13 protein-coding genes, 1 tRNA gene and 1 other RNA gene are annotated in these 17,529 nt (G+C 34.0%); 6 read left to right on the top strand and 9 right to left on the bottom strand.

All coding sequences use genetic code 11. From position 1 onward, the window contains the following. Positions 1-20: 20 nt before the first annotated feature. A tRNA-Thr gene (locus NQ163_RS03355) sits at positions 21-94 on the bottom strand. Positions 95-121: 27 nt separating this feature from the next. After that, an RNA gene (gene ffs / locus NQ163_RS03350) (signal recognition particle sRNA small type) lies at positions 122-220 on the bottom strand. Between the two features lie 252 nt (positions 221-472). Between ffs and NQ163_RS03345 the strand changes: the two genes are divergently transcribed. The 4 genes from NQ163_RS03345 to NQ163_RS03330 all read left to right on the top strand — a co-directional run bounded on the left by NQ163_RS03345 (position 473) and on the right by NQ163_RS03330 (position 3,861). After that, complete coding sequence (locus NQ163_RS03345; RefSeq protein WP_268188868.1) at positions 473-1,030, top strand: DUF4199 domain-containing protein; 558 nt, start codon at positions 473-475, stop codon at positions 1,028-1,030. A gap of 9 nt (positions 1,031-1,039) precedes the next feature. Then, a complete protein-coding gene (locus tag NQ163_RS03340) occupies positions 1,040-1,987 on the top strand; it encodes a glycosyltransferase family 2 protein (protein ID WP_268188867.1) in 948 nt (315 codons plus the stop codon). 85 nt (positions 1,988-2,072) lie between these two features. Further along, positions 2,073-2,849: a class I SAM-dependent methyltransferase gene (locus NQ163_RS03335; protein WP_268188866.1), complete on the top strand. Its 777-nt coding sequence runs from the start codon at positions 2,073-2,075 to the stop codon at positions 2,847-2,849. A gap of 1 nt (position 2,850) precedes the next feature. Then, positions 2,851-3,861: a glycosyltransferase gene (locus tag NQ163_RS03330; protein ID WP_268188865.1), complete on the top strand. Its 1,011-nt coding sequence runs from the start codon at positions 2,851-2,853 to the stop codon at positions 3,859-3,861. A gap of 87 nt (positions 3,862-3,948) precedes the next feature. On the opposite strand, the gene miaA is transcribed toward NQ163_RS03330, so the two are convergent. The 6 genes from miaA to gap all read right to left on the bottom strand — a co-directional run bounded on the left by miaA (position 3,949) and on the right by gap (position 11,164). Next, positions 3,949-4,863 (bottom strand): tRNA (adenosine(37)-N6)-dimethylallyltransferase MiaA, encoded by a 915-nt coding sequence (gene miaA / locus NQ163_RS03325; RefSeq protein ID WP_268188864.1) that lies wholly within the window; start codon positions 4,861-4,863, stop codon positions 3,949-3,951. A gap of 123 nt (positions 4,864-4,986) precedes the next feature. Next, positions 4,987-5,562, bottom strand: a complete 576-nt coding sequence (locus tag NQ163_RS03320; RefSeq protein WP_268188863.1) for an IS1096 element passenger TnpR family protein — start codon at positions 5,560-5,562, stop codon at positions 4,987-4,989. 13 nt (positions 5,563-5,575) lie between these two features. Next, positions 5,576-6,640, bottom strand: coding sequence for an acyl-CoA reductase (locus NQ163_RS03315; RefSeq protein WP_268188862.1), 1,065 nt, complete (start codon positions 6,638-6,640; stop codon positions 5,576-5,578). Between the two features lie 283 nt (positions 6,641-6,923). Continuing rightward, on the bottom strand, positions 6,924-7,226 hold the full coding sequence (locus NQ163_RS20800; protein ID WP_442786016.1) for a DUF2752 domain-containing protein: 303 nt from the start codon (positions 7,224-7,226) through the stop codon (positions 6,924-6,926). A 190-nt stretch (positions 7,227-7,416) separates the two neighbouring features. Further along, positions 7,417-9,969: a bifunctional aconitate hydratase 2/2-methylisocitrate dehydratase gene (locus tag NQ163_RS03310; protein ID WP_268188861.1), complete on the bottom strand. Its 2,553-nt coding sequence runs from the start codon at positions 9,967-9,969 to the stop codon at positions 7,417-7,419. A 187-nt stretch (positions 9,970-10,156) separates the two neighbouring features. Next, positions 10,157-11,164, bottom strand: coding sequence for a type I glyceraldehyde-3-phosphate dehydrogenase (gene gap / locus NQ163_RS03305; protein ID WP_268188860.1), 1,008 nt, complete (start codon positions 11,162-11,164; stop codon positions 10,157-10,159). A gap of 509 nt (positions 11,165-11,673) precedes the next feature. Here gap and NQ163_RS03300 point away from each other — a divergent pair. Beyond that, complete coding sequence (locus tag NQ163_RS03300) at positions 11,674-13,407, top strand: BamA/TamA family outer membrane protein (RefSeq protein ID WP_268188859.1); 1,734 nt, start codon at positions 11,674-11,676, stop codon at positions 13,405-13,407. Between the two features lie 264 nt (positions 13,408-13,671). Here the strand turns inward: NQ163_RS03300 and NQ163_RS03295 are convergent, their stop codons facing one another. Next, positions 13,672-14,232 (bottom strand): hypothetical protein, encoded by a 561-nt coding sequence (locus NQ163_RS03295; RefSeq protein WP_268188858.1) that lies wholly within the window; start codon positions 14,230-14,232, stop codon positions 13,672-13,674. 310 nt (positions 14,233-14,542) lie between these two features. On the opposite strand from NQ163_RS03295, the gene NQ163_RS03290 reads away from it, so the two are divergent. Continuing rightward, positions 14,543-17,440 carry a PAS domain S-box protein gene (locus NQ163_RS03290; protein ID WP_268188857.1) on the top strand — a complete coding sequence of 966 codons (2,898 nt, stop codon included), beginning with the start codon at positions 14,543-14,545 and terminating at the stop codon, positions 17,438-17,440. Positions 17,441-17,529: the final 89 nt, after the last annotated feature.

Genomic DNA, 17,529 nt, shown 5'->3' with positions numbered 1-17,529 from the left:
ACAACGATTCTTTTTTTTTGAGCCGATGGAGGGACTCGAACCCACGACCTGCTGATTACAAATCAGCTGCTCTAGCCAGCTGAGCTACATCGGCATTTTTAAACCAAAAAGGCATAAAAAAAGTGGGTAAGCAAAAACGTCGCACCGCTACAACCACTTACCCTTGCTGCCTTCCGACCCTGGGGGGATTCAGTAGGAGCTGGTCGCGTAGTGCTTACCCGACGACAAAAGTAGAAAAAAGTTGTTTCCCCGCAAATAAAATATGAAACTTCTTCCTACAATTTTTTCATGGAATGCAGCAATGGTTTTATTTTCAGAGAAATAATTTTTTAAAAAAATGTCAATAAATTTTCAAATTTCTGCTCTTGTTGTAAAAACAGCTGTTTCGGATTGTAATAATTAAGCTTTTTTAAGCGATACATTACGGTAAAAACGGATATCTTTGTGTTCGAAAAATCACAAAAGAATTAAAATGTACTACAAAACTTTATTTAAGCACTCATTTTTATTTGGGTCTTTAGTGGGAGCCGTATTAATATTGGCATCATTAACGTTTTACTGGAAAGGTGTTTCGATTAATTACAATCCTACGCTGTTGTTTATAAACAGAGGCCTGATTATTTTGGGAATTTATTTTGGCGTAAGAAAATATCGTGATGAGGTACTATTTGGTGTTATTTCATATGGCCGTGCTTTTGTTGCTGGAACTTTAATGATTGCTGTAGCTTCATCTTTTTATGCTATGTATATATACATTCTTACAAGTTATTTTGATGGAGGAATATTACAGGAAGCTGTCGACTTTACCGAAAAGGGACTTGTGGAGATTGGTTATGACGATGATCAGATAGAATTGTTAATGGCATTTTACAGGAAAATTACTCCTGGTATTTTTGCATTCAGCCAGTGGTTAGGAAAAGTTATGGCTGGAGTTTTCTTTTCATTAATAGTGGCATTTTTCTTTCGACAAAAGAGAAATTTGTTTAATAACAGTCCTATTGATAAATTTAACGATTCAAAAAATCAATAAATACAAGGTATGGATATTTCAGTAGTAGTTCCTTTGTTTAACGAGGACGAATCGATTCCCGAATTGGTGGCATGGATTGATAGAGTAATGACTCAAAATAATTTCAGCCATGAGGTTATTATGGTCGATGATGGAAGTAATGATACCTCGTGGGAGGTAATTGAGAAGTTACAGAAGAAATATTCGGCAGTGCGTGGAATCAAATTTCGTAGAAATTATGGAAAATCGGCGGCACTTTTTAGCGGATTTGAACTAGCACAAGGTGATGTTGTAATTACCATGGATGCAGATTTGCAAGATTCTCCAGATGAAATTCCGGAGTTGTATCGCATGATAATAGAAGAAGATTTTGATTTGGTGTCGGGGTGGAAACAAAAAAGATACGATCCAATTTCAAAAACCATTCCTAGTAAGTTTTTTAATAGAACGGCTCGTGCCATGTCGGGTATTAAATTGCACGACTTTAATTGTGGACTAAAAGCATATAAGAACAAAGTAATTAAGAGTATAGAAGTGTATGGAGAAATGCATAGATATATTCCAATTCTTGCCAAACAGGCCGGTTTTGTTAAAATCACTGAAAAGGTAGTGCAGCATCAGGAAAGAAAATACGGAATTACCAAATTTGGTTTGAATCGTTTCATTAATGGATTTCTTGATCTGCTATCAATCACGTTCATTAGCAAGTTTGGTAAAAAACCAATGCACTTTTTTGGTTTATTGGGTACACTCATGTTTTTTGTTGGATTCTTTGCGTCAGCCTGGATTGGATTCCAAAAAATATACAGTATCAGTCAGGGGATTAAAGCTCCTTTGGTAACCGATAGTCCTTATTTTTACATTGCATTGGCTACCATGATTATTGGTACTCAATTGTTTTTAACTGGATTTGTTGCTGAACTGGTTAGTCGTAGCTCGTCGGAAAGAAATACATACCAAATCGAAAAAGAAATCTGATCTCAGTGATTAAAGTTAAATTATTAATGGTTAATGAAGTTTTACAAATTAATCATTGAACCTTAATCATTAAATATTTATAATCGTGATAAAAGGAGTTATAAGATTATTACTACAAATATTTCCTCGTCCGTTTTTAATTCGGCTCAGTTTATTAATTAATAGAGTTATTGCTGTTTTTTTAATTGGTAATAAAGTTGAATGTCCGGTTTGTGGTGGCAAGTTTAGGAAGTTTTTACCTTACGGATATACCAAAGAAACAGGAAGAGACAATTGTTTGTGTCCAAGATGTCTATCCTTGGAAAGGCATCGATTGATGTGGTTGTATCTTAAGAATGAAACAGATTTTTTTAGTAAGAATTTAAAGGTTTTACACATTGCACCAGAGCAGTGTTTCTATAAAAGGTTTAAAGCTTTATCGAATTTAGATTATACAACAGGCGATTTGGAATCTCCAATTGCCGATGTTCATTTCGATGTGCAAGAAATTCCATTTGATGAGAATACATTTGATGTGGTAATTTGCAATCATGTGTTGGAACATGTAGATAGCGACTCAAAAGCCATGAGTGAGTTGCACAGAATTCTAAAACCAAATGGATTTGCAATTCTTCAAGTGCCAATGGATACTGAGAATCCAAAAACAGAGGAGGATCCATCGGTAACCGATCCAAAGGAGAGGGAGAGACTGTATCGCCAAAAGGACCATGTTCGTTTGTATGGTTTAGATTATACAACTCGATTACAAAAAGCTGGTTTTACAGTTAATGAAAGCAAATACTCTAAGGAATTTCCTTCCGATGTAGCCGAGAGATATCGATTACCTATGGATGAAATTTTCTACTTCAATCAAAAATTATAGAATGAATTCTGATATTCAATTTTCAATTATTGTTCCGGTATACAATCGGCCGGATGAAATGAAGGAATTACTTGATAGTTTGGCTGTTCAAACTTATAAGGAGTTTGAATTGGTTGTGGTAGAAGACGGCTCTTCCATAAGATCTGAAGAGCTTTGTAAGTCATATTCTGATCAAATTCATATTTCATATTATTACAAAGAAAATCAAGGTCCTAGTATTGGTCGAAATTATGGTTTAGCCAAAGCAAAAGGGAATTACTTTTTGTTTTTTGATTCTGACTGCATTTTGCCTGCTCATTATATGGAAACCATCCATAAAGAATTAAGCGAGAATTTTGTTGATTGTTATGGAGGCCCAGATGGAGCAATGGATGATTTTTCTGATTTTCAGAAAGCAGTTTCGTATGCCATGACTTCCTTTTTTACTACTGGTGGAATTAGGGGAGGGAAGAAGCAGGTGCATAAATTTCATCCCAGAAGTTTTAACCTGGGTTTCTCGAAAGCAGTTTACGAAAATACCGGTGGCTTTCCCATTACTACAATGCACCCAGGTGAAGATATGGTGTTTGCCATTGAGGTTATTAAACGTGGTTTCGAAACTCGATTGGTAAGCGATGCATACGTATTTCACAAAAGAAGAATCTCTTTTAAGAAATTTTACAAGCAGGTTTTTGGGTTTGGAAAAACTCGCTACATAATTTCAAAACACTATCCTGAAACCTTTAAGGTTTTCTTTTTGTTTCCATCGCTTTTTGTGTTGGGAACAATAGGAGCTTTACTTTTAGGAGTAGCAGTGCATAGAGTTTTTGCCTTTCCGGTACTCTTGTATACGTTTCTTGTTTTTGCCGATGCATTAACAAAAACCAAATCGTTTACAATTAGCATAAAAGCCTTAGCGGCCAGTTTTGTGCAGTTGTTTGCCTATGGAATCGGATTTTTAGATGCTGTATGGAAACATAAAATTTTAGGAAAAGATGAATTTGGTGTATTTGGGAAGGGGTTCTATCAATAAAATAGAATTTAATAAATAGCACTGATATAAATAAAACAGAATAAATAGCACACGAATAAGGCGAATTAGACGAGTTTATACGGATTTTTATTCGCGTTCATCCGCAATTTTACATTCCAAATACTCCAATATTTCTTTTTCCTGATCGGGATGGAACCATTGAATTTCATCATCTCTTCTAAACCATGAAAGTTGGCGTTTAGCATACCTTCTGGAGTTGCGTTTGATCAGCTCAATGGCTTTCTCTAGACTGATCTTTCCTTCGAAGTGCTCAAACAACTCTTTGTAGCCAACCGTATTTAGCGAGTTGTAATGTCGGAATTCAAAAACTGATTTTGCCTCTTCAATTAATCCTTCTTCGATCATGATATCTACTCTTCGATTAATTCTATCGTAAAGTTCTTCGCGATCACGATTTAATCCAATTTTAACGATATCAAAGTCCCTTTGTTTTCTAGAATTAGTCCTTAGTTCGGAGTATGGTTTACCTGCCATTAGGCAAATTTCAACAGCGTGGATTACTCTCTTTGCATTCTTTAGATCGACTTGATTGTAAAAAACGGGATCGAGTTGTTTTAATTGCATTCGCATATACTCCAAGCCTTCCTTCTCGTAAATTTCGAAAACTTCTTTCCGTAAATCAGGATCAATTGTTGGGATGTCATCAATACCATTACATACCGCATCGATATACATCATGCTGCCTCCAACCAATAAAACCTGATCTTTTTCTTGAAAAAGATTTTCAAGCAATGCCAATGTTTGTTTTTCGCACTCCCATGAGCTAAAATAATCATGTATGGAATGAGTGTGAATAAAATGATGCTTTACAGCCGCTAGTTGCTCCGATTCGGGAACTGCTGTGCCAATGCGCATTTCGCGATATACTTGTCTGCTATCGGATGAAGAGATTTCGGTGTTAAAATGCTTGGCAATATTGATACTTAAATCAGTTTTACCTACTCCGGTTGGGCCTAGAATAACAACTAAGGTCTTGGACATTTGAACAAGGCTAATTATGAATTATGGATTTGGGTGCAATTAGGCTAAACGCATTTTAAATATGTATAAATGCGTTTAGCCTAATGCTGGTATTACTAATTGTTGATTATTAATTGATAATTGCTACAGGATGTCTTCGTAATCATCCAGATTTTCAAATTCAGGACCTTCATTAAAATCATCATCAAAATCAGCAAGGTAATCGTCGGCTGTTTTTGGAGCTTCTTTTTTGGTGTCTGTATCCATGCTGCCTAAATCCAGACCAGCAAAATTTTCTGCATCCATCATTATTTGTTGTGGAGCTTCTCCTTTTGAAACAATGCACTTTGGGTAATCAGAAGTTGACTTTGAAATTCCTTTATCAATTAATTCAACATTGAAATGTCTGTCAGAGAAAAAGTCGAATACGTAAATTAAGTCAGGATTTTCTTTTGATGAGAACTCACGAATCATAGCAACGTCCATTGCAACTACATTCATGTTATCATCATCTTCAGTATTCATTTCAAATAATGCAATTTCCAAACCTCTTTGTCCATCTGCACCTATTTGGTAAAATGAGGCCATCTGAGAACTATCGAATCCAACAGATTCTTGAATTGCATTGTGCATATCCAACCATGTTTGTTCATGTCCAATCTCTATCTCTCTCTCAAAATCTTCAACCTCGGTAGATGTTATTTTAAATCTGTATATCATTGTGTAAATTCTCTTATAAGTTTGTTAAAAATTGCATTGTATCTACATTGTCAGCATAGTCCCATAATTGAGGCTCCTGAGCTTTTCCAAAAGGAACGGCATCATCTAAATTTGAAGCAACAATACATTGAATCAACTCAGAATCAAGCTTTAGTTTTTGTTCGATATCCTGAAGTTCGGAATAATATTCAAAGTAAACAACACCTACAGGCGATGCAATTTCTGTATTCTTCTGGAGAAGCAAAAATCCATTGTCGTAATGTTGAATTTTATTCATTAATAGTAGTGATCGCTGATAATCGTAGTTGTTAGCGTATTTGCTATGATCGATGATGTGTTTATAATCTTCCCAAAGTTTAAATAAATCAGTAATATCGTAATCCTGAGGGATGTATAGCTTTGATACATTTCTGCACCCTAAACCAAAATAAAGAAAAATATCATTACCCAATGCTTTGATTTCTCCTTCGGTTTCGTTTCCAGATATTACCGCGATAGAGTTTCTGTTTCGTCTAATAATATTAGGATACTTTGAAAAATAGGCATCAAAATATCGGGCCGAGTTATTGCTTCCAGTTGCTATAATTGCATCGAAGCTTTTTTCTCCATTTAATTGTCCGGATTGAAAATTGATAAGCTTTTCGAATTCGGTATTTAGGCTAATTAAAAGTCTCGCAATGAAATCAAGCAATTGATTGTCTTTGGTAGATAGTTTTCCAATGAAGGTGTGACCAGAAATTAAAACTGAAAGCATATCATGAAAACCTACCATTGGAATGTTTCCTGCCATAATTACTGCAACACTTTTGTTGGTGTTGTTCTCAGAAATATTGTATTTTCCGAGCCATTGGTTTAGATTCTGTTCTGTTAAGAATTGACAAATACCGTTTATCGAAGCTCGAACATGATTAGGAGTGAACCATAAGTTTTCGATTGAAACTCTGTTTAGTAATTCCTTAAAATCTTCAAAGTATTGAGTGTTTAACTCGTGCTTTGTAATTTGTATTTCTTCCTTTGAAAATTGCTTTAAGAACTTACCTAGTTCAACAAATGCGCTAATTCTTTCCTGAATCTTCATATTGATATTTGTAGCTTAAAAGACCTTTATTGGTCTATTTTTGAATCGATGCAAATATAAGAATTGTATGGAATTATTTAATAAGGTAATTTCGATATAAGACCTTCTTATTTAATTACTGAGAATTTGTATTATACTGATTTTAAAGATCAGGCAATTGGCTACAATAGTTCTTAAAAGTTAATTTGGTGATTTGAAAGCTAACAGCTGGAGGCTGATTGCCAATTGCTTGTTAAATATGAAAACCTACATGAAATTATTTCAAATATTTAAATGTTATTGCTTAACTCGAACTAAGATTAATAATGTAGTTGGAAAGTATGAGAATGATACTTAAAAAGAAAGAAGATCTTAATGTAATGGAAATTAGTTTCGAATTGATTTTTAGTTTTATAAAGAAGAGAAGGATTGTGACAAGAATTGGGATTAGTGCAGGGTAGGTTTGAATAGATTCCCATATGTTACCTTTTAATAATTCTAATAAAGCAGATTGAAAACCACAACCTGGACAACAAACTCCCCAGTAGTTTTGAAATGAGCATTGGATTTGGAAGTGCTCGAGCCATTGAATCAATTGTTGCCACATATTTTTTCTATTATGCCATTTTAAATGCTAATTATTCAGGAGTAATGCTTATTGGTTGCTTACAATCAATAAGGTAAAAATAAGTTTTATAGGTTATAAGTTGGTTGTGAATTCGCAATTTAGCTAAACTTATACGAAGAAAAAAGCCGATGTTAAAAACACCGGCTTTGTCAATTATATTGAGATTTAATTATTGATCTCTTCTTTGGTATAGAGCATCCTCCATATCCATTTCATCAAACTGCATGTATTTATACACTTCAGCTTCATGCTCTTGGATTTTCTCTTTGTACATTTCCATATACTCAGCAGGAGTTGGTAATTTACCCATTACTGAAACAACTGCACCAAGTTCTGCAGATCCTAAGTAAACCTGAGCTCCCGTACCCATGCGGTTGTTAAAGTTACGAGTAGAAGTAGAGAATACAGTTGAATTATCTGGTACTCTCAACTGGTTACCCATACAAAGCGAACAACCAGGAGTTTCAACACGAACACCTAACTGAGAGAAAGTTGAGAAAGTAGCTTCTTCTTTCAATACAGCTGCGTCCATACGTGTTGGAGGAGCCATATAGGTTCTTACCTTATCTGATGGAGTTGACCCTTTCCAAACTTTTTCACAAGCACGGAAATGACCAATGTTAGTCATACATGAACCAATGAATACATCCTGGATTTCAGTGTTTTCAACTTCAGAAAGTAATTTTACATCATCCGGATCGTTTGGACAACACAAGATTGGCTCAGTAATTTCTGCAAGGTCGATTTCGATAGTAGCAGCATATTCTGCATTTTCATCTCTTTCGATCAATGTTGGATTTGCCAACCACTCATTACAAGCATCAATACGGTTTTGGATAGTTTGTGCATCTTCGTAACCCATCTTGATCATTGATTTCATCAAGGCAACGTTAGATTTTACATACTCTACTACACGTTCTTCTGATAACTTAATACAACCAGCAGCTGCAGAACGCTCTGCAGTAGCATCAGTTAACTCAAATGCTTGCTCAACAGTAATATCCTCAAGACCTTCCATCTCGATAATCTTACCATTGAAAATGTTGATTTTATTTTTCTTAGGAACAGTTAACTGACCGTTCTTTATTGCGAAATATGGAATAGCATTTACCACATCACGTAAAGTGATACCTGGGTTTAACTTGCCTTTGAATTTAACCAATACTGATTCCGGCATATCTAGTGGCATGAATCCTAATGCTCCGGCAAAAGCAACCAAACCTGAACCTGCAGGGAATGAAATACCCAATGGGAAACGAGTGTGAGAGTCACCACCTGTACCAACAGTATCAGGAACCAATAAACGGTTCAACCATGAGTGAATTACACCATCACCTTGTTTCAATGGTACACCTTTACGATCTGCCATAAATTTAGGCATGCTTTTGTGCATTGCAACGTCAGTTGCTTTAGGATAAGCAGCAGTGTGACAGAATGACTGCATGAACATTGGAGCTTCGAATTTCAAACATGCCAACTCTTTAATTTCATCACGAGTCATAGGACCTGTTGTATCCTGAGAACCTACAGTTGTCATTTTTGGCGCACATGATGTTCCTGGCAATACACCTTCAACTCCACAAGCTTTACCTACAATTTTCTGAGCCATTGTATAACCTTGATCAGGTTTTGGCTGAGGGTTGTTGGCTACTTTAAAAATATCAGCAGCAGGCATTCCTAATAGAGTACGAGATTTTTCAGTTAACGCTTTACCAATAATCAAAGGAATACGTCCTCCTGCTCTGTACTCATCAGTTAGAGTGTCTGGAGTTAAAGTGTAAGTAGAAATAACCTCGCCATCACGAGTGATTTCACCTTTTACATTGTTAATGATGATTTCATCACCAGTATTTAATACTGAAACATCGGTTGTGATAGGTAATCCACCTGAATCCTGAGTTGTGTTGTAGAAAATTGGAGCAATAGCACCACCAATTACTACACCAGCCGTACGTTTGTTTGGAACACATGGAATATCTTCACCGATGTGCCATAACAATGAGTTGGCAGCAGATTTACGAGAAGAACCAGTACCTACAACGTCACCTACAAAAGCAACTTTGTGACCTTCTTTTCGCCAGCCAGCAATAGTTTCGATACCATCTTCAAAACGACCAGCTCCCATAGCTAAAGCATGCAATGGAATATCAGGACGAGTAAAAGCTTGAGATGCAGGAGAGAAATCATCAGTGTTGATTTCACCTTCAACTTTGTAAACTTTTAATTTAATTTCTTCCGGTAACTCTTCACGAGAAGTAAACCATTCTGCATTTGCCCAGGATTCGATTACGCTTTTGGCAGCAGCGTTGGTTTTAGATAGCTCAGCTACTGTTTCGAAAGCATCGTAAACAAGAATAATGCCTTTAAGTGCTTCGGCAGCATCCGTAGCTAATTCTTCGTTTTGCAAAGCTTCTACCAATACCTGAACATTGTAACCACCCATCATTGTTCCAAGAATAGAAATCGCTTTTTTCTTGTCGATTAATGGAGTTGATACTTCGTTTGTAAGAATTTGACCTAAGAATTCAGCTTTAACTTTAGTTGAATCATCAACACCAGGTGCAATTCTTTCAGTAAAAAGGTGAAGTAAAAAATCTTCTTTTCCTTGAATAGGATTTTGCAATAAGTTGCATAAATCTTGAGTTTGCTCAGCATTCAAGGGTAAGGCTGGAATTCCTTTGGCTTTCCTTGCCTCTTCATGTTTTAGGTATTGTTCTAACATTTTCTTTTTGAAATTGTTGTTTAAGTGTAATTTCAGTTTTTACAATAGCGAATTATTTCTCTATTTACAGAGCAAACATATGGTTTTTCTGATTACGTTGTTCGCAGAATTATGTGTTTTATATCATATATGTTCAAAAAAAAAGACCCCGAAAATCGGAGTCTTTTAATCTTATATTTTGTATGGATTATTTTACTGAATCCATGTATTCGATCAATTCGCATACTTTAGTAGAGTAACCCATTTCGTTATCATACCAAGATACAACTTTAACGAAAGTTGGAGATAACTGAATACCAGCACCTGCATCGAAGATAGAAGTTCTTGCGTCACCAACGAAGTCGTTAGATACAACAGCATCTTCAGTATATCCTAATACACCAGCTAAGTCACCTTCTGAAGCTTCTTTCATTGCAGCACAAATAGCTTCGTAAGTAGTTTCTTTTTCTAAACGAACAGTTAAGTCAACAACAGATACGTCTGGAGTTGGAACACGGAATGACATACCAGTCAATTTACCGTTCAACGCAGGAATTACTTTTCCTACAGCTTTTGCAGCACCAGTTGATGAAGGAATGATGTTTTGACCAGCACCACGTCCACCTCTCCAGTCTTTCATAGAAGGACCGTCAACTGTTTTTTGAGTAGCAGTAGTTGCGTGTACAGTAGTCATTAAACCTTCGATAATACCGAATTTGTCGTTCAATACTTTTGCAACAGGAGCTAAACAGTTAGTAGTACAAGAAGCGTTAGAAACGAAAGTCATGTCGTTAGTGTATTCTTTGTTGTTAACACCCATAACGAACATTGGAGTATCATCTTTTGATGGAGCAGACATTACTACTTTCTTAGCACCAGCATCGATGTGACCTTGAGCAGATTCTTTAGTTAAGAAAAGACCTGTAGATTCTACAACGTACTCAGCTTCAATAGCACCCCAGTTAATATCAGCAGGATTTCTTTCAGCAGTAACACGAACTACATTTCCATTAACAACTAACTGACCATCTTTAACTTCAACTTCACCGTTGAATTTACCGTGAGTAGAATCATATTTCAACATGTAAGCCATGTACTCTACATCGATAAGGTCGTTAATTCCAACTACTTCGATGTTTCCTTTAGCGATAGCCTGACGGAATACGAAACGTCCGATACGGCCAAATCCATTGATACCAATTTTAATCTTTGACATTGTGTATAAATTTTAATTTATAAACCCTTTGTTTCTCAATGGCAAAAGTATGTATTTTAAAAATATTTTGTATAGAAAAAATGAAAAAAAAACAAGATATTTTTACCGAAGGATTCCTGTTTAATAAACACTAAATCAAATTGATAAAGCAGATTAAAACGATTGCAATTGTACTTCATAAACAAAAAAAAACCTCATTTTCATGAGATTTTTTCTTAGGATTAAGCTTTTTTTATTGTATTGCTTGTATCTACTTTAGTATATGCAGGGCATTTTTTGTCAACTGCACACGAACTGGTAAATAATCCTAAAAGAAATATAACGGCTATGGCATAAAGTGTTTTTTTCATAGGTAATAAATTTATGATCGAGATTAAGTTTAAAAATTTTCGAAAAGATATAAAAAAAAGTTCTAATTGTGGTTAATTATAATCTTATGCTTGTAATTTCGTTGGGTTAAAAAATTGTGTATCAACAAGTCTTTATATAGTTTGGTGAATTTTATAAATATGAAAAAGATAATTTTCATAGGAGTTTTTCTTCTAATGGGTTGGATTACTGTATTATCCCAGCATAAAGTTCAGTTGAATGTGTTTGTAGAAAATAATTCTGTACGTATTGCAAAGTCGTTGTATCGAATTCAGGGGAAATATTCTGATGTGGATGTAGCACTAAGCAAATTAGACTATAAAATACAAAAAGCAAGACAATTGGGATATCTGGAAGCAAATTTGGATTCTCTGGTTTCAAAAAACGATAAGTTATTGGCCTTTATTCATATTGGAGACAAGTACTTTCTAAATCGCATCTCTCACCAGGGAGTTAATCAAAAAGATTCTATGAATTTTTCTTTTAGATTATATAATCATAAAAGGATTCAGCTAAGTGAGATGGCAAAATATCAGCAAAAAATTATAGAGACATATAATAATAAAGGGTATCCATTTGCGAAAATCTATAACGATAGTGTTAATATTCGGAACTCTAAATTGGATGTTACCTGGAATATAGAGAAAGGAAAATTTGTTGTATGGGATAGTATAAAATTAAAAGGAAAACTTAAAGTGAGAAATGAGTTTATAATGAAATATCTGGATGTTACACCCAATTCTCCTTTTAGTGAAAATACCCTTAGTAAAGTATCTGCAAGAATTAATAATTTGAGTTTTTGTAAAGAACTTAAGCCGGCTGAGGTAGAATTTGTGAAGAATAAAGCAGTTTTGTATACCTATTTGGATCGGCAAGCATCAAATCGATTTGATGGAATTCTTGGTTTGCAATCAGATCAGGATGATGATGAGAGTTTGGCTGTAACCGGAGAAATCAATTTACTTTTGAATAATGCATTTCGAATTGGGGAAGAAATTAAATTAAGTTGGAAAAAAATCGATACCAAAAGTCAAGATTTAACTCTAGGATTTATGCATCCATATTTGATAAGAAATATTGGCCTGGATTTTGATTTTACACTCTCCAAACAGGATACAACTTACCTTTCAACCAATTTAAATTTTGGCTTTAAACTTTTTCAAAAAGGGAACCGTCATGTAAAATTATATTACGAATACCATTCATCTTCATTAATATCTACTTCACAATTAAGTGGAATTGCTGTATTGCCCGATTATGCCGACGTAAAAACACATATGGGAGGAGTGGGATTTAATTATTCAAATTTGGATTATCCTTTTAATCCTAAACGGGGATGGCAATTCAATAGCTCAATTGGAATAGGGAAGCATAAAATTGAAAAAAACAGAAAGATTCCAGATCGCCTTTATAATGGTATTGATTTGAATAGTTCGGTTCTAAATATAAAATGGAAAGGAGAAATCAATTTTCCGCTTAGCAATAAGATCAGTTATAGAGTGAAAAATCAATCTGGATTTTTAAAATCAGATAATTTGTTTGTAAATGATTTGTTTAAAATTGGTGGTCTAAACAGCCTGCGAGGATTTGATGAAGCTTCATTCAGGGCGTCGAGGTATTCTATTGTAAGCAATGAATTGCGATTTATTCCGGAAAAAAATACGAGTTTTTATTTGTTTACAGACTTAGCTTACTATAAAAGTGAAATTTTGGATAGTAGTACAGAGGATTATCCAATTGGAGTAGGGTTTGGTTTGAGTTTTGCAACAAAAGCAGGAGTTTTTAGTTTAAACTATGCTTCAGGTAAACAAGAAAATCAGAGTTTTGATTTAAGAAGTGCTAAAATTCACTTTGGTTTTATAAGTCGATTTTAAAACAAAAGACCGAAAAAATAGATTTTCTCGGTCTTTGTAAACATCAAACTTCAAATTATTAGTCGCGATTCTTATCAGTACTTTGATTTTTTAATCGTTAGGTCAAAACTATCAATAATGTTTGAATTACGCATACGTTTGAAATAAGTTTTAAAACATGGTGCAAACGTTTTAAAAAAATATATATTTGCATTAAAATAAAGCTTATACTGTATTGTTTTCTCTTGTGCAGCAGGAAATTAATTATCTTCTTGTAATAAATGATTAAGCTTTCCCCCTTAATTTTACAAAAATTACATAAAAACCAATAATTGCAATTGCAGTAATTGCTGAAGCAATAAGAGTTGGTAATGTGTTGTTGATAAGACTGTTAATTGTCAGGATGATTAATAGTGCAGTTGGAATACCTAGTAAAAAAGAATTTGTTAGTAAGTGAAAATTAGATTTATTGGTTTTAGCTACAATCGTTTCTATGAAATCACTATCAAGCTCGAATTTTTCTATTGCTTTTGAAAAGGCATTTAGTTCTTCGTTGTAATAATTATCTTCAATTTTAGTTCTAAAAAAGCCAGATGTGGTGAATTTGTAGGTGGCATAAATGTTATAATCCATCCTTTCCTTTTTGATAATTTCAATGTTCACCTTTGTTCTCCATTTCGTGGGATTTAGAGAAGTCATATTTCCCCAAATGTTACCTCGTTTAAAGGTCATACCATGAGCATTAGCATCAGTCAATTCATAACCTCTTACTTCGTAAAATTTTATAATATCTGACACCAATAATTTTTTATTCCTCTTGATATTGAATCCAATAAGTTTTTGCATGACCTTTTTATGATATAGTCAAATTTATTAAAAATTTGGTCTGAGCCCAAAAATGATTTGAAAACTCGTTTGGTGTGATTAATTATTAAGTTAATAATTGAGATAAAATTGTGATTTGTTAAAAAGTTGCTGGATAGGATGTTTTACATAGTGTTTATACTTTTGTTGTGTGATTTTTTTTTATCTAAAAAGGGGAACAATTCTGACTAAATTCAGTATACACTACCTAAATAATATCTATGAAAATTTTATGACTAAAGATTTATCTCAAGACCCCAAAAAATCTCTGTGTAAATGCGATGAAAATGAAATGAATAAGAGTAGTCTGGATCATTTTAGAGATATTCAAAATCCGAATAGCTTACTAATGATGCTTAATGTTTTTTCGGAATTAAGTGGTTGCCCTTGTTTGTTAATGAATTTTGAAGACAAATATGTAAATAGCTGCAGCTGCCAAGCTATGACACTCTTTAATGGAGGATTAATTAAAGATGGGGAGAGTCTTTTTGACAAAATTTCAAAGATGAAAAGCGAGCGGAAAGATGCTTGTATTGAAATTAAATATGGACCACATGCCAGAGGTGTTTTTGTCCCGGTTAAAATTAGTGGTGAACTTTATGGATATTTTGTGTACGGGCAATTTGTTGAAGAGAATGATCCAATAGCCGTTAAAATTGCCAATGGGGAGAAACTAAGTAATGAAGAAGCCTTGGAGGCTAACTTGCTAAAAGTGCTTTCCCGAGAGGAAATAGAAGAGAATATCGAAAAATCCATACGGTTTGCAAAGGGAATTGAGTCTCAATTTGAGATGAGTTATGAATTGCGAAACGAAATCGAAAAGAATAAGGAAGCCACGAATGAAATTCGAGTTCAAAAAACTTTTTTTGAGAATTTATTTGAAAATTCACCTGATGCAATAGTGATTCTTGATAATGAAGATAGGGTGATAAGAGTAAATAAAGAATTCGAAAAATTGTTTGAATATACTCTGGAAGAGGCATTGTCAGAAAAAATTAATGATTTAATTGTTCCTGAAAACTTTAAAGAAGAAGGCAAAAAGTATACAAAACAAGCATCTTTAGGACAAGTATTGGATTTCACTACAGTGCGTCAAACCAAGTATGGAAAACAAATTCATGTACAGGTAACAGGAAAACCAATATTTCTTGATAAAGAGAAAGTTGCGGTTTATGCCATTTACCGTAACATAACTGTAGAGATTTGGAAACAAAAGCAGGAGCATATCATTTATGGGATCACGGATATTCTGAATTCTTCTTTAAGTCAGGTGGAATTGGTTCATAGTATAGGTGATTTGTTACAACCTGTTGTGGGTAATGGTGAAATGTTTCTTGATTTAATTTCACCAACCAATAGATCTTTGCGTTCTTTTGGTCAGAAATCCTTTAAATATAATAGGTTGAGTTTTTCAGAATCAATTAGTTTTACTGCAATTCGAAGGAAAAAAAAGTTAAATCTTGATGAACACCAAATAAAAGAAATTGTTGAAGAGAATGCTTTGTCTTTGGGCCAAATTCCAAAGCGATGGATTGGTTTTCCTCTTATTGACAATGAGCTGGTTCTAGGAGTATTTGGAATTTCATCTTATACATATTCATCAAATCTTGACTCAGATACTTTAAAGTTATTAGAAATTGTTTCGGTGCAGATTGCTTTGGGGGTTAAAAGAAAAAAAAGAGAAATGGAGTTAAAAACCTTGCATCGCTCCATGGAACAAAGTCCTGCTTCAATAGTTATTACTAATAGAGATGGAGATATTGAATATGTAAATCCTAAGTTCAGTCAAATATCTGGATATAGTGCTGAAGAGGTAATAGGAAAAAATCCTCGAATCCTGAAATCAGGATTTACCCCTAAGGATGTATACAAGCAAATGTGGGAACACCTGAAAAATGGAGAAGAATGGAATTGTGAGTTTTTGAATGTTAAAAAGAATAAGGAGTTATATTGGGAACGAGCAAGTTTTTCTGCAATTAAAGATGAGTTTGGAAGAATAACTCATTATATGGCTACCAAAGAAGACATAACAGAAAGTAAAAAAATAGAGAAAGATTTATTAGAAGCAAAAAATAAGGCCGAAGAATCGGACAGAATGAAGTCTGCTTTTATGGCAAATGTTTCTCATGAATTAAGAACTCCATTAAATGCAGTAATAGGATTTTCGAATTTGTGTAATGATTCTATGAATATTGAAGAAATATTAGAATTTGTACAATTAATAAATAAAAGTGGAAACCAATTACTTGAGGTGATAGAGGACATCTTAAATTTTACGATGATTGAATCCGGAAATATTAAGAAAGTGGAAGAAGAGTTCTTGATGGATAACTTTTTATGTGAGGCAAAAAAATTGGCAGCTAAAAAACAGATATTGGAAAATAAAGAACGATTGACTTTAAAATTTACTGCAGATGAAAGATATTCAAAAATACTGGTTCGTAGCGATTTTCAAAGGCTTATGCAGGTGGTAATGAATCTATTTAAAAATGGACTAAAGTTTACCAACGAAGGATCAGTTGAGTTTGGTTATTTTGTTGATGGGGAAAAATTAAAGTTATACGTTAAGGATACGGGCGTAGGAATAGAAAAAGATAAGAAGGATATTATTTTTGATAAATTTCGCCAGGTTGATGATTCAATTACAAGAACATTTGGAGGTACAGGAATGGGCTTGGCAATTTCCAAAAAGATAATGGACATGCTTGGAGGAAGAATTGAAGTTGAATCCGAACCAAATAAAGGATCCACATTTACTTTGGTGATGGATTGTATTCTTTCAAAAGAGGAAAGCATGAAGATAGAATTGCCAAAAGTAGATACGAACCATATTCCAACAATATTGGTTGCTGAAGATGAGCTTTCTAATTATAGATTGATAGAGACAATTTTAAAAAGAAACAAGTACAAAGTTATACGGGCTGAAAATGGCGCTGAAGCCATCCGTATTTGTAAAGAGGAAAATAATATCGATTTGGTGTTAATGGATATGAGAATGCCAGAAGTTGATGGTATGAAAGCAACTATTGAAATAAAGAAGTTTAATCCAAACTTAACAATTATAGCTCAAACAGCTTATGCTATGAATGGCGATAAAGATAAAGCTCTCGAAATTGGCTGTGACGATTATCTTTCGAAACCAATTAAAAAGGAGCTGTTGTTGGAAAAGATAAAATCATTTATCAAGTAACATAAATAGGTTAAATTTTAAGAAAAAGGTTTTTGTGTGAGCAAAAGCCTTTTTGTGTTTTTGATTTTATCGTGAAAGCCGTAACTTGC

Source organism: Marinifilum sp. D737, from assembly GCF_026672275.1.
In the GTDB taxonomy this organism is placed as follows: Bacteria; Bacteroidota; Bacteroidia; order Bacteroidales; family Marinifilaceae; genus Marinifilum.
The sequence above is the reverse complement of the archived record's forward strand: the minus strand, read 5'-3'. Positions and strand labels throughout refer to the sequence as shown.